The sequence below is a fragment of the Chryseobacterium daeguense DSM 19388 genome, from assembly GCF_000430825.1.
GTDB classification, from domain to species: Bacteria; Bacteroidota; Bacteroidia; order Flavobacteriales; family Weeksellaceae; genus Chryseobacterium; species Chryseobacterium daeguense.
The window spans coordinates 430,691-443,677 of sequence record NZ_AUMT01000003.1 but is presented as its reverse complement, the minus strand read 5'-3'; the positions used below and the strand labels follow the sequence as shown (position 1 = coordinate 443,677).

The 12,987-nt window shown below is 36.3% G+C and carries 11 protein-coding genes and 1 tRNA gene; 6 read left to right on the top strand and 6 right to left on the bottom strand.

The annotated features are described in order from the left end of the window. Positions 1-286, top strand: a 286-nt coding sequence (locus tag H560_RS0106515) for an IS3 family transposase (RefSeq protein WP_027380653.1), incomplete at its 5' end; no start/stop codon positions are given. 237 nt (positions 287-523) lie between these two features. Continuing rightward, positions 524-1,219, top strand: a complete 696-nt coding sequence (locus H560_RS0106510) for a hypothetical protein (RefSeq protein WP_027379294.1) — start codon at positions 524-526, stop codon at positions 1,217-1,219. A 313-nt stretch (positions 1,220-1,532) separates the two neighbouring features. Here H560_RS0106510 and H560_RS0106505 read toward each other — a convergent pair. After that, positions 1,533-1,619, bottom strand: a tRNA-Ser gene (locus H560_RS0106505). A gap of 54 nt (positions 1,620-1,673) precedes the next feature. After that, complete coding sequence (locus H560_RS0106500; protein ID WP_027379293.1) at positions 1,674-2,690, bottom strand: asparaginase; 1,017 nt, start codon at positions 2,688-2,690, stop codon at positions 1,674-1,676. A 166-nt stretch (positions 2,691-2,856) separates the two neighbouring features. On the opposite strand from H560_RS0106500, the gene H560_RS0106495 reads away from it, so the two are divergent. Then, positions 2,857-3,528: a TrmH family RNA methyltransferase gene (locus H560_RS0106495; RefSeq protein ID WP_027379292.1), complete on the top strand. Its 672-nt coding sequence runs from the start codon at positions 2,857-2,859 to the stop codon at positions 3,526-3,528. Between the two features lie 71 nt (positions 3,529-3,599). Here the strand turns inward: H560_RS0106495 and H560_RS0106490 are convergent, their stop codons facing one another. From H560_RS0106490 to tsaD, 3 genes are all read right to left on the bottom strand, one after another. Then, entirely contained in the window at positions 3,600-4,304 is a 705-nt protein-coding gene (locus tag H560_RS0106490; protein ID WP_027379291.1) for an RsmE family RNA methyltransferase, read from the bottom strand. A 105-nt stretch (positions 4,305-4,409) separates the two neighbouring features. Continuing rightward, a complete protein-coding gene (gene tnpA / locus H560_RS0106485; RefSeq protein WP_027379290.1) occupies positions 4,410-4,862 on the bottom strand; it encodes an IS200/IS605 family transposase in 453 nt (150 codons plus the stop codon). Positions 4,863-4,959: 97 nt separating this feature from the next. Next, positions 4,960-5,976, bottom strand: coding sequence for a tRNA (adenosine(37)-N6)-threonylcarbamoyltransferase complex transferase subunit TsaD (gene tsaD / locus H560_RS0106480; protein WP_027379289.1), 1,017 nt, complete (start codon positions 5,974-5,976; stop codon positions 4,960-4,962). A 4-nt stretch (positions 5,977-5,980) separates the two neighbouring features. Here tsaD and H560_RS0106475 point away from each other — a divergent pair, with 4 nt between their 5' ends. From H560_RS0106475 to H560_RS0106465, 3 genes are all read left to right on the top strand, one after another. Next, a complete protein-coding gene (locus tag H560_RS0106475) occupies positions 5,981-10,774 on the top strand; it encodes a translocation/assembly module TamB domain-containing protein (protein ID WP_027379288.1) in 4,794 nt (1,597 codons plus the stop codon). 134 nt (positions 10,775-10,908) lie between these two features. After that, positions 10,909-11,379, top strand: a complete 471-nt coding sequence (locus tag H560_RS0106470) for an Lrp/AsnC family transcriptional regulator (protein ID WP_027379287.1) — start codon at positions 10,909-10,911, stop codon at positions 11,377-11,379. A gap of 67 nt (positions 11,380-11,446) precedes the next feature. Next, a complete protein-coding gene (locus tag H560_RS0106465) occupies positions 11,447-11,824 on the top strand; it encodes a hypothetical protein (protein ID WP_027379286.1) in 378 nt (125 codons plus the stop codon). 206 nt (positions 11,825-12,030) lie between these two features. On the opposite strand, the gene H560_RS0106460 is transcribed toward H560_RS0106465, so the two are convergent. Further along, positions 12,031-12,978 (bottom strand): transketolase family protein, encoded by a 948-nt coding sequence (locus H560_RS0106460; RefSeq protein ID WP_027379285.1) that lies wholly within the window; start codon positions 12,976-12,978, stop codon positions 12,031-12,033. Between the last annotated feature and the right edge of the window lie 9 nt (positions 12,979-12,987).

Below are 12,987 nucleotides of genomic sequence, written 5' to 3'. Positions count from 1 at the left end.
GTATGCGTGCACAGAATTTACGTCAATAGTCGGGAAAAATATTACCCGAAGTATGAGTGGAAAGGGAAATTGCTATGATAATGCTGTAGCGGAGAGTTTTTTCAAAACTCTGAAAACCGAACTTGTCTATCAAAATAAATATGAAACTAGAGACCACGCCAAAAACTCTGTGTTTGAATATATAGAAACATTTTACAACACCCAGAGAAGGCATTCAGCTTTAGGAAATTTAACCATAAGAGAGTATCAAAATTTAATGTCTAATCAATCTAAAAATGTAGCATAAAGAGTATATAAATTTTGTCTCAAAAATAGTTGCAAGTTCACATTATTTTGAATTCATCATGAAAAATTATGACAGATAAAAGATAAAAGATAAAAGATAAAAGATAAAAGATCTTACATTAAACTTCAATCTTCCCGCTTCCATCTTCCATCAAATAAAAATTTCTCAAGATAAAAATAACACGTCAAGTTTTGTCGCATTACGCCATTAGCTTTGTCATATCAAAATTACAGAGCTATGGAACTGCCGTTATATTTAAGTTTTAGAGAATTTGAAAATCAATATTACAATAACCTTGAAAAATGGTTTGAAGAATATCATAATACCAATGAAACAGAATATCTGAAGGCTCTCGCAGAATTATACAAGCCTTATATTTACTACAATTTTGCGAATGACAGGCTTCAGGCGGATGCTTCAATTCAGATTAAGGACTGCTTTTTCCCCTATTATGAAAAAATAGGAATTTCTTTTTGCACCAGCTGTGAAAATGGAAAACCGATAAAAAATCTAAAAGGCATGAACCATGAATTCGAATGGAAAACAATTTCCATGATGGAGTATGCTCAACATATTTTAGATAAAATCAACAGATATTGCTCTAAAAACAACTGCAAAGAAGGTAAAAACACACTGGATTTAATTAACAATTACGAAATTATTACTTCAAGGGAAGGAGCGGGCTATTGTGTCAACTACAATCAGCATCAGGTTACCATTCCATTTCTCAAGGCGTATCTTCCGGTATACGGACAGACCGTTGATATGGCAGTTTACAGAGATTTTATTTTTTCTATTGTTCAGATTACGGAATTTATTGATCAAAAATTAAAAGAAGTTCACGCATTTGAGCATACCGTTTATGCTAAACTAAAGTCTGAAGCCAAATTTAAAGTGCAGCTGAACCAGCAATATCTCACGATGTGCAATTAATACACTGAAACATTCACATTCATATAGCTAAATTAGTTTGAAAATAGTTGGTACCTTTTTCAGACAGAAACTCCTGATTGATTTCAATTGGGAGTTTTTTTATTAATTTACTGATTAAAGAAACATCGCACCTGGTCTGCAACTATGCCTACCATTGAAGCGCAATTAGAGTTTCAAGTAACGAAGAAGAAAATGTAAACGGTATATTGGAAACAACTAATTGCTGTTTTAGGTAAAAATACTATCTGCTTACAGATTTGTAAGATTTAATAAAAAATAAGCCTGCACCAAATTGGTACAGGCTGTTCATTTGCAGAGAGGAAGGGATTCGAACCCTCGATACAGTTACCCGTATACTACCTTTCCAGGGTAGCTCCTTCAACCACTCGGACACCTCTCTAATTGAGACTGCAAAAATAGCGTATTTTCCGGAATCTGCAAATAAATTAAACAATTAATGAGAAATTTCTCCACAAAGGCTTTTCGCAAAATTATCGGCAAAACTTCCTTTGTAGTTTGGATTGTCAATTAAATGCATGGCCTTTGTAATGGCACTTTCTGCAGTGATATCCCTTCCGCTGATGGCGCCGATTTTTGAAAAAATATTACTGTTTTCATATTTTCCAAATGTAATTCCGCCTGAAATGCACTGACTTACAACCACTATTTCAGTTCCGTTATTCCTGATTTCCTGAAGGGTTTCCTGAGTTTTTTCACTGCTGAAAATCGTTCCGGAACCAAAAACCTGAAGGATCAGAACCTTCATTTTTGGTATTTCTTTAAAATGATTCATCTTCATTCCCGGAAAAATTCTCCAGAACAAAACATCCTCCGAAATATGATCATCTACATGAAATTTTACACCAGATTTGTCACGATGCAGATTTTCTTTAATTATATTTAAATGAACACCGGACTGCCCAAGAATAGGATAATTCGGACTGGAATAGGCATCAAAATATTCTGCAGAATATTTCAATGTTCTGTTTCCTCTCAGTAGTTTATATTCAAAATAAATCGCAACCTCCTGAATAACAGCTTCATCTTCTTCATACAAGCTTGCGTAATATAAGCTTGTTAAAAGATTTTCTTTCGCATCCGTCCTTAAATCTCCAATTGGAAGCTGTGAGCCTGTCAAAATCACGGGCTTTTTTAATCCTTTTAGCATAAAGCTCAATGCTGAGGCAGTGTAAGACATGGTGTCAGTTCCGTGCAAAACTAAAAAACCATCGAATTGATCGTAATTTTTCCTGATATAATGAGCGATAATTTTCCACTCCTCAGGCCCCATATCAGAGGAATCCAGCGGCTTTGCGAAAGGATGAACGAAGACTTCACATTCCATGAGCTTCATCTCGGGCATTTTTTCAAAAATATTTCCGAAATCAAAAGCACGAAGGCTTCCGGTTTCATAATCTTTCTCCATACCAATGGTTCCACCGGTATATATTAGCAGGACTTTTCTCTTCATACAAGGACGTTTGTTAGATTCTTGCACCCATTTCAGGATGATTGTTCAAAATTACATTAAATTTGCAAAGATTTGAAAATGAATGAAACGTTTATGACAAAATTTATCTCATTAAAGCTGTCATTATAAACGTTGCATCTGACTACCGGAAAATATATATCATCAGATGAAAGATTTAACCCAGACTTTTGAATATTTAAAACAATTTTTAACGGAGGAAAGATTACAGAAAATTGAGCACTTTTCCCTTGAAAGCTCAGATTTTATACTTCCTGTGGTGGAAGATATTTATCAGTTTAGAAATGCAGCGGCCATTGTACGGTCTGTGGAGGCATGCGGATTCCATAAAGTGGTGGCTTTACAGGAGGAATACAGCTTTGAGCCGAATCTTCGAGTAACCAAAGGGGCCGACACTTGGGTTGAGGTAGAAAAAATGCCAAGAAGCATGGAGTCTTTCCGGAAAATTAAAGAGCGGGGCTATAAAATAGTAGCTGTTTCATTGGAAAACAATGCGAAAATGCTGCCTGAATATGAAATTACAGAACCTATTGCTTTGGTTTTCGGAACTGAAATGGAGGGCGTTTCTCAGGAGATTTTAGATTTTGCAGACGAAACGCTGGCGATTCCGATGTATGGCTTTACAAGGAGTTTTAATGTTTCCGTAGCAGCATCAATTTGCATGTACGAATTAAAGCAAAAATTATTAAAATCAGATATTGATTATAAATTAAACGAAGAAAAGCTTCTGAAAATGAAAATCCGTTGGGCTGTAAATTCTATAAGAAGCGGACAGCAGATTTTTGATAAGTATTTGAGGGATAATAAGATTGAGATGTAATTTAAATACCAATAGGAGCGGGCTTTAGCCCGCTTTTTCTTTAATTATAATGGAATGGCTTTAGCCAAAACCTAAATGTTTTTAATTTGAAGCAAATAATTCCAGGCCGCTACAAAAATTCCGGCGGTTTCTGTTCTCAGTCTTTGGTTTCCCAATGAAACAGCTTTAACATTATTTTCAGCTAAAAACGAGATTTCTTTTTCGGAAAAATCTCCCTCAGGACCAATCAGAAATGTAATTTCATCAAATTGCGGAATTTCTTTTAATTCAATTCTTTCCAGATTTTCATGGCAGTGTGCTACAAAAGTGTTTTCAGGATTAATATTTTTTAGAAAATCCTGAATTTTAGTTAGGTCATTAATGATGGGAAAATGAAATCTTAAGCTCTGCTTAGATGCTGCAACAGCCTGCTTTCTTAATTTTTCAATATTAATATTTTTGCGTTCTGTTTTTTCAGTTTGTAAAATGGTAATTTCTGAAATCCCCATTTCAACGGCTTTTTCAATAAAAAATTCTATGCGGTCAATATTTTTTGTCGGAGCAATTGCGATGTGAAGCTTTGGATTAAATGCGGGTAAACCGATCTTAATTTCAGCGACATTTATGACTGCTTTTTTACCTTCAATCATCAGTTTTCCGGATGCAAGGTTCCCTTTTCCATCCGTCACATGAATTTCTTCACCATTTTTCATCCGAAGAACTTTTACGATATGTTGCTGTTCCTCATCATTGATGTTTACTTTGTTTTCTTCAATTTCTCCGTAAAATAGTTTCATTGTTTCTTTTTTTAGAGCCACGAAGTGGCGGAATAATAAGCAAAGACTGTGAGGTCTTTTTTTATTTGAGTTGTTTGCTGAGTTGAGCCCTGAAAGGGCGAAATATTAATCCCAAATATATTTTTCATCAAACTCCATTTCATAGTTTTTTAGAAATAGTAAAAACTCTTCTTGAAAACTTTTAATTTTATGATGTTCTTTTTGATTGCTGATATATTGTATTACTGTTTCTATCTCTCTTGGATTTACTGAAAAACTACCATAGCCATTTTGCCAATAAAAATTAGAATATTTTTTGTCCTTGGTTTTAATCCATTTTGAGGAATGAGATTTTAAACTTTCTAAAAGCTTTATTAAAGTTACTTTTTTTGATAAAAGACAAAGAATGTGAACGTGATCTTTATATCCTCCAATTTTGACAGGATAACATTCCATATTCTTGCAGATTCCTGCTAAATATGAAAATAACTCTTCTTCTATTGTTTCATCAATTATTGCTTCTCTGTTTTTAGTAGAGAATATAATATGAATATAGTTTTTAACAAGAGATTGTCCCATTTTATTTCGCTACTTCGTAGCTTGTGAATATTTAATCAATTATTTCAAAGGACTGCAACCCTTTGCTTTTTACGTCACCACTTCGTGGCTCCGCAGCCTACAAATCATATTTAGCCGTTGCTGAAGTCCTCAGATCCGTAAATTCTCCTCTTTCAAATTTCAATTGCGCTACCATTGCAATCATTGCAGCATTATCCGTAGTGTATTCAAACTTTGGGATATAGATATTCCAGCCGAGCTTTTCCTGGTTGTCCTGCATGGCTTTTCTTAGGGCAGAATTAGCGGAAACTCCGCCTGCAATGGCTACTTCTTTTATATTTAAATCCTTTGCAGCCTTTTCAAGTTTGTTCATCAGAATTTCTATAATTGCTTTCTGAACGGAGGCACAAAGATCATTCATGTTATTTTTTATGAAGTCGTTCTCTTTTTTAACTTCTTTTTGGATAAAATATAATACAGAAGTCTTTATTCCGCTGAAAGAATAATCGTAATTATCTAATTTTGGTTTATTAAATTTAAAAGCATCGGGATTTCCTTCTTTAGCAAGCCTGTCGATAATAGGACCGGCAGGATAATCCAGATCAAAGATTTTCCCAATCTTATCAAATGCTTCTCCAGCCGCATCATCAATGGTTTTTCCAATAATTTCCATATCAAAATAATCCTTCACAAGAACGATCATGGTGTGGCCTCCGCTTACGGTAAGACACAGGAAGGGGAATTTGGGCGGCATAGGATTTGCATCCTCAATGAAATGCGCTAAAATGTGCGCCTGGAGATGGTTTACCTCAATTAAAGGAACATCCAGACTCATTGCCAATGACTTAGCAAAGGAGGTTCCCACAAGAAGTGATCCCAAAAGTCCGGGCCCGCGTGTAAATCCTATCGCAGAGATTGCATTTTGTTGTATATTTGCTTTAGTTAGAGATTTTTCAACAACGGGGATGATATTTTGCTGATGTGCGCGAGACGCCAGCTCAGGAACAACACCGCCATATTCTTTATGGATAGCCTGATTCGCAGCAATATTCGACAGAATAGAATTTCCCTTGATGATAGCTGCTGATGTGTCGTCGCAAGACGATTCAATACCTAAAATTGTAGAGTCGCTCATAATAATGGCAAAGTTAGAGAATAATAACGAGAATGAGAACAAAAAATCAGTAGCTGAAAACTTAGGTGATCAGGTACAGAAGACTGTTGAAAATGTAGAAGGTGTTGTAAAAGAAACAGTTAAAGAAGCATCTGAACTGGCTTCAGATGCCATTCATCATCCTGTAGAAACAGCAGAAGAATTTGGAAAGCAGGCTGTAAAAGACGTTACAAGTTATTCCTGGTGGGCGAGACTGTTATTAACTCTCTTTTGGCTGGCTTTAGGGTTGGTGACTGCAATTTTCATTATCATTAACCTTCCGGTAACCAAGCAATGGGCAGCCAATCAGGCGTTGCAAATTGTAAACAGGGATTTCAAGGCAGATATGTCTACGGAAAGTGTGGAAGTTAACTTTTTTGGAAACGTAAAAATCAAGGGTTTAAAAATTAAAGATTATAAAGGTCTGGAGTTTATTACGGCAAAAGAGTTTACAGCCAATTCCGACTGGTTTTCCCTCGCTACCAATATCGGAAAAAACAATTCGCTGAGCTTTAATTCATTGACGCTTAAAAATGCTGATGTAAAAGTCATTACTTATAAAGGCGACAGTATCTCAAACTTTATCCGTTTTACACAATTATTTGACAGCGGAAAAAAGAAGGATCCCAATAAACCCCCGTTTCAATTAAATTCCAGGCTGCAGATTCTGGATTCCAGGGTTTCTATTGTAAACCAAAATTCTCCGGGAGAGGCCGGAAAATGGCTTACTGCTACCAACTTTGATCTTAAAGCACCCAATGTAAAAGTAAACGGAGGAAACATCTCCGCTTTAATCAATAATATGTCTTTTGTTACCAAAAGATGGGGAAAATCGCATCTTGTTGATACGTTTTCTACTGAACTTTCCATGACGGAGAAATATCTTTTTTTAAAAGATTTAACTTTAAATACAGATCACACACTTTTACAGGGTGATATTAAATTTAATCTGAATAAGGGATCGTGGGCAGAATTCGCAGATCGTGTTCGTTGGGATATGAATCTTCAGCAGGGAAGCCAGCTGAGTGGTTATGATATCAGTTATTTCGTAACCAACTGGGATAATTATAAACCCTTCAATGTTTCCGGAAAAATGACCGGTCCACTGAACAACTTTTACCTTGAAAATTTCCTGATCCGAAATCCTTCTGTAAATATTGCGACTAAAACAATGAAGGTTAAAAATTTACTGAAAGGTAAATTTTTAATTGAAACTAATAATCTTTCTACAGATTTTACTTATAAAGATTTAAAAGCAATGATGCCTTCATTTATTGCTACAAAAATGAAGAATTTTGCCGATGATTTTGGTAAGCTTAAATATAATGGAGCGGCACGTGTAAATCCTGATCAGGTATATGTTCCAAACGGAAGCTTAATCACAGGAATCGGGCAGGCGAAAATTACTAAGTTTTCATTGACGGGATACAGTACGGCAATGCCGAAATACTCCGGTTTTGTGGATGTTAAAGACCTCAATACTTCTGTTATTACTAAAAATAAAACGGTAGGATTAATTTCCGGGAAATTTGATATTAACGGCCAGAGCTTTGATGTTAATACCATGAGGCTTACCACAAAGTCTCAGATTGCAAGCATTGAAATCATGAATAAAGAGATCAACAATCTGTATCTGGACGGATTATTGGATCATAAAAAATACAACGGCTTAATAACTATTAATGACGAGCAGGCAAAGGCTACGGTAAAAGGTCTTGTCGATTTCAGCACATCAAGGATTTCTATGAATGTGGATGCCGATGTTAATTATTTAAATATGAATTATTTTACCGATAAGACGGGCAGCCAGATTGTAAGCGGTAAGGTAAACGGTAAAATGTCTATGTCTTCCATTAATGACCTTATTTTAGATGTTGAAGCCAATAATATTAATTTTGCAACAGCCACACAAAAATATTCAATACCGAATGCGAAGCTTAAAACCTTCATTGAAAATGGCGGCCGCGTCATAGACGTGGATGCTCCGGGAGCTGCAAACGGTAAAATTTCCGGTAGATATAATCTTGGGGACCTCGCAGGAATGGTTCAGAACGGATTAAACAAAATTTTAGTAGGCCCGCCACCGAGAAAATTATACAGGGGTCAAAATTTTGCTATGAACTTTGATGTTCAGCAGGGATTGGTAAGCTATTTTTTACCTGATCTTAAAATTCCTCAGGGAGCAAAAGTGGAAGGTGAATATGATGGAAATTCAAATAATCTTATTTTGAATGTGGATGCGGCTTCGCTGAAGTATATCATGACGAAAACTGAGGAAATTACCGAAGCTGATAAAGCTCTGGCAGCCTCAAATCCGGCATACCAAATTAATGAAAGGGATAAAATTACCAAAGACAGCGCCATGGTCGACAGCCTGATGGTGAGAATTAATACCGCAAATCTTAATGAACAGATTTTTGCTAAAATAAACAGGGCAGAATACAATAAAAATATATTAAAAGATATCACAATCAGCGGAAGAAATGAAGATAACACGATTCTTCATTTAGCCACTAAATTCAAGCATGGAAGTCCTGAAGATGAGCTGGGCGATAAGCTGAAAGAATATGCCATAAATGTGAATCAGTCTACCAATGCGGCGGGAGATTTCGTATTCAGATTTGAACCTACGGAAGTAAAATTTAATGATGTTACCTGGGCTATAGATACAAGTCCGGACCTGAATCATTCCATCACGTACCGCAAAAAAGAAGGCGATTTTGATATAAGGAACCTGAGGGTTTACTCTGATAACAGTGCATTATTTGTAAAAGAAGCACAGTTCAAGTCTGCAAAAGATTTTTACCTGGATGCCGAGGTCAACAACTTTGCCATTGAAAAGCTGTTGGAAATGCAGTCGGGTGGAAATTCTATGGATCTTAAAGGCCTTGCGAACGGAAGTGTAAAGATCAGAATGGACAAAAGCACCCTCCAGCCTTTGATAGACATGACGGTCGACGATATCATGATGAATGGAAATGATATGGGTGATATTACGATTTCTGCAACCAATGGCTTCTCCCTGAATGTATATGATGTAGATATAAAAGTAAGCTCTGCGGGAGTAATAGGTAATAACAGCCTTCATGTGACCGGAACGGTTAATAATAATACTTCTTCACCAACCATTGACCTCAATGCTGAGATGAGGGATTTTGATATAGCCTTTGCACAGCAGTTTGTACAGACCATTTTTGGAAATCTTCGTGGTAAAGCAACAGGAGACCTGAAAATTTCAGGAAATTTCAACAATCTGGATTATAGCGGGGCTATTGATTTGAAAGGATTCGGATTAAAGCTTTTATTCACTGGAGTAGATTATTCTTTTGGAGATACTACAATTCCTTTAACGAAAGGTCTGGCGATCCTCAACAGTATTGATGTGTATGATGGAAGAACCAATTCCAAAGGAAATATTTCAGGAGCTATCCAGTTTGAGACACTTTCTTCAATGGGGGTCAACCTGGTAATGAGGGCGGATAATTTATTAGTACTTAATACAACTCAGAAAGATTATGACCTTTTCTGGGGTAGAATTTACGGGCAGGGCGATCTGTATATTGATGGTCCGGTTTCCGGATTAAGCATTACAACGCCAAATATGAAAGCTTTGAATGGAAGTACATTTACTTTTAATTCAGGATCTACATCTAATGTGGAAGAATTTAAAATGCTGAGGTTCTTGAAAGAAGGAAAAGACGGGCTGGTAACCCTTGAAGAAAAGAAAAAGACCGGTGCCAATATGAATATTGACTTTGCTTTGGATGTAGATAAAGGGACTACCGTGAACGTGTTGATAGGTGATGATGTAGGAAATATTATGGTAAAAGGAGCCGCCGAAAAGCTGCGTTTCCAGATGAGCAGACAAGGAAATATTGCAATGAACGGAACCTATAAGGTAGATAACGGAACATTTGTGTCTAAAGCTATTTTGAACAAGACGTTCCAGATAGAAAAAGGAAGCAGCATCCGGTGGGATGGGGATGCGATGAAGCCTGCCCTCGATATTACCGCAAACTATGTCAGAATGGTTTCCAATGCAGGGGAATATTTGAATATGGGAAGTATTCAGCCAATCAGTATTTTGCTTCAGGCCAATATTACACAGTCGCTTATAGATCCGAAAGTTGACCTTAATGTTACTGCACTTGATGTTTCCAGCCAGGTAAGGGAAACTTTGGCAGCAAAGATGAGCCAGGAAGGGGAGAAAGTGCTTCAGTTCGGTTCTGTATTGCTGTTAAGCAGCTTCAATGTTTCAAATACGGGTGGAGTAGATGTGGATGTAGCGGGCGTTGCAGAATCTTCAGGATATAATATGCTTTTAAAGCAATTGGGATCTGTTCTTAATACCATGAGTAATGAGTTCCAGATCGACCTTAACTATGTGAAAGGTGATCAGTATTCCAACACCGGAGACAGGGCAAATGCTGGGGTAAGTTTTGCGCTTTCACCAAGGATTAAGGTGAAAACCGGACTTGGAATCCCATTATCAAAAACGGAAAATACAGAAACCAATTATCTCTCTGGTGAAGGTACCATAGAGTATGATATATCCAAAAAGAATGACGGCAGCCTGATTCTCAGAGGATATTCAAAACCTTCCAATATAGGAATGGTAAATGGAGCCGGGTCAAATGGTACGGCCAATCAAGCCTATGGAGGTGGTATTGTTTGGAGTAAGAGCTTTAATTCTTTATTCAAAAAGAAGAAAAAAGATAAAAAAGTTCAGGATCCTAAAACCGCGATAAAAACAGATTCTACAAAATCAGAAGCAAAATAATCCTAAATTTTTAATGATTTTTATCATCCGTGTTAATTATTGTTAATGTTTGATATAATTTTTTTAGTTAAATAATTTTTTATAAATTTGCAAAAAATACATAGATTTTTTAAGAAAATTGTAATTTAACTAATATGAACTATCAACTGGACGAAATAGACAAGAAGATTCTTGATTTCTTAGTAGAAAACACAAGAATGCCTTTTACAGAAATTGCTAAGCAGATGGATGTTTCTGCAGGAACAATTCACGTAAGAGTGAAAAAAATGGAAGATGCGGGTATTATTTTGGGATCATCTCTTAATATCGACTACGGAAAGCTGGATTATCATTTCACTGCTTTCATCGGAATTTTATTAACAAAATCAAACAGAACTCAGGAAGTTTTAAAAGAGCTGTCAACAATTCCAAACGTAATTGAAGCTAGCGTTATTTCCGGAAAATATAACATTTTCTGTAAAGTAAAAGCTAAAAATACTGACGATGCTAAAAGAATCATTTATCAGATAGATGATATTCAGGATGTAATGAGAACAGAAAGTATGATTTCTATGGAAGAATACCTGAGTGACAAAAACAGACTGATCAACGCTATCTCTGTATAATCAAATTTTAAACGAATTATATAAAAGAACTTATGAAATCTCTCATAAGTTCTTTATTTTTGTACTTATGGAAGAATACAGCTATTTTGACGAAAATCCGAAAAAAGGATGGGGGTTTATTGCAGCATTCGCTGCCCTGATGTTGTTTACCTTAATGGGATTCGGGATTGATCTTGATGAGTATCTGCAGCATGAATATCTCAATATCCCGAGGTGGTATTTCTGTATTATTTTCGCGATAGATGCATTGATGGCTATAAGTCTCCTTCTGATGTTTTTCTACAGGAAAATAGGGATTTTTGCCTTTCCAGCCTTATTGGTATTGCACTTCTTTATGCATAATTATTACTTGTCCACTTTCCTTTATACAGACGTGACGAACCTATTCCTTTTTACAGGATTTGGGATGCTGGCGATAATTCCGAAATGGAAGTTTTTTAAATAGTTTTTTATATTAAAGGATTAAAGATTAAAGATTAAAAAAATTAAATATTACGATATCAATAGGAACGGGCTTTAGCCCGTTTTTCTTTTAAATAATTCAAATCTGCCTTAGCCAAAACTTAGAATAATATTTTTGAATGCATCTGATGATTTCAAATAAAAAAGCACCCTAATCAAGGATGCTTTTCAATTATATTTTTAAAGAAATTATTTATCTAAAATTCTCTTCACTGCTTCTTTCACAGCTGCAGAATCAATTTTATATTTCTTCATCAGCTCAGCAGGCGTGGCAGATTCTCCGAAAGTATCATTTACAGCAACGAATTCCTGTCTTGTAGGTCTTTTTCTTGCCAGCATTCCAGCAACAGATTCTCCTAAACCTCCAAGATAGTTATGCTCTTCAGCGGTTACGATCTTGCCGGTTTTTTCAACCGATTTTAAGATGATTTCTTCGTCCAAAGGCTTAATTGTATGGATATTGATGACTTCACAAGAAATACCTTCTTTTTCAAGCTCATCTGCAGCAACCAGGGATTCCCATACAAGGTGGCCTGTTGCAACAATCGTTACATCAGTACCTTCCTGAAGCATAATTCCTTTTCCGATCTCGAAAGGCATATCTTCCGGAATGAAGACAGGAACTACCGGTCTTCCGAATCTGAGATAAACGGGACCTTCAAAGTCAGCAATAGCCAGGGTAGCAGCCTTTGTCTGGTTGTAATCACACGGGTTTATTACAGTCATTCCGGGAAGCATTTTCATCATTCCGATGTCTTCCAAAACCTGGTGTGTCGCACCGTCTTCACCCAGCGTAAGACCAGCGTGAGAAGCACAGATTTTTACATTTTTATTAGAGTATGCAATAGACTGACGGATCTGGTCGTACACTCTTGAAGTAGAAAAATTAGCGAAAGTACCGGTGAAAGGAATTTTCCCGGTGATACTAAGACCTGCTGCAAGACCCATCATATTGGCTTCAGCGATACCCACCTGGTAAAATCTTTCCGGAGCTTTTTCAATGAATTTTTCCATTTTCAAAGAACCGATAAGGTCTGCACAAAGTGCTACAACATTAGGATTTTTGTCCGCAAGCTCAGCTAATCCGGCTCCGAATCCTGAACGTGTATCCTTTTTTTCTGTATATGTATATTTCATTTTTATTTT

Coding starts and splice junctions, on each gene's coding strand:
- tsaD (WP_027379289.1), bottom strand. CDS start 5,976: ATGAGCGACTCTACAATTTTAGGTATTGAATCGTCTTGCGACGACACA.
- H560_RS0106470 (WP_027379287.1), top strand. CDS start 10,909: ATGAACTATCAACTGGACGAAATAGACAAGAAGATTCTTGATTTCTTA.
- tnpA (WP_027379290.1), bottom strand. CDS start 4,862: ATGGGACAATCTCTTGTTAAAAACTATATTCATATTATATTCTCTACT.
- H560_RS0106500 (WP_027379293.1), bottom strand. CDS start 2,690: ATGAAGAGAAAAGTCCTGCTAATATATACCGGTGGAACCATTGGTATG.
- H560_RS0106465 (WP_027379286.1), top strand. CDS start 11,447: ATGGAAGAATACAGCTATTTTGACGAAAATCCGAAAAAAGGATGGGGG.
- H560_RS0106460 (WP_027379285.1), bottom strand. CDS start 12,978: ATGAAATATACATATACAGAAAAAAAGGATACACGTTCAGGATTCGGA.
- H560_RS0106495 (WP_027379292.1), top strand. CDS start 2,857: ATGAAAGATTTAACCCAGACTTTTGAATATTTAAAACAATTTTTAACG.
- H560_RS0106475 (WP_027379288.1), top strand. CDS start 5,981: ATGGCAAAGTTAGAGAATAATAACGAGAATGAGAACAAAAAATCAGTA.
- H560_RS0106490 (WP_027379291.1), bottom strand. CDS start 4,304: ATGAAACTATTTTACGGAGAAATTGAAGAAAACAAAGTAAACATCAAT.
- H560_RS0106510 (WP_027379294.1), top strand. CDS start 524: ATGGAACTGCCGTTATATTTAAGTTTTAGAGAATTTGAAAATCAATAT.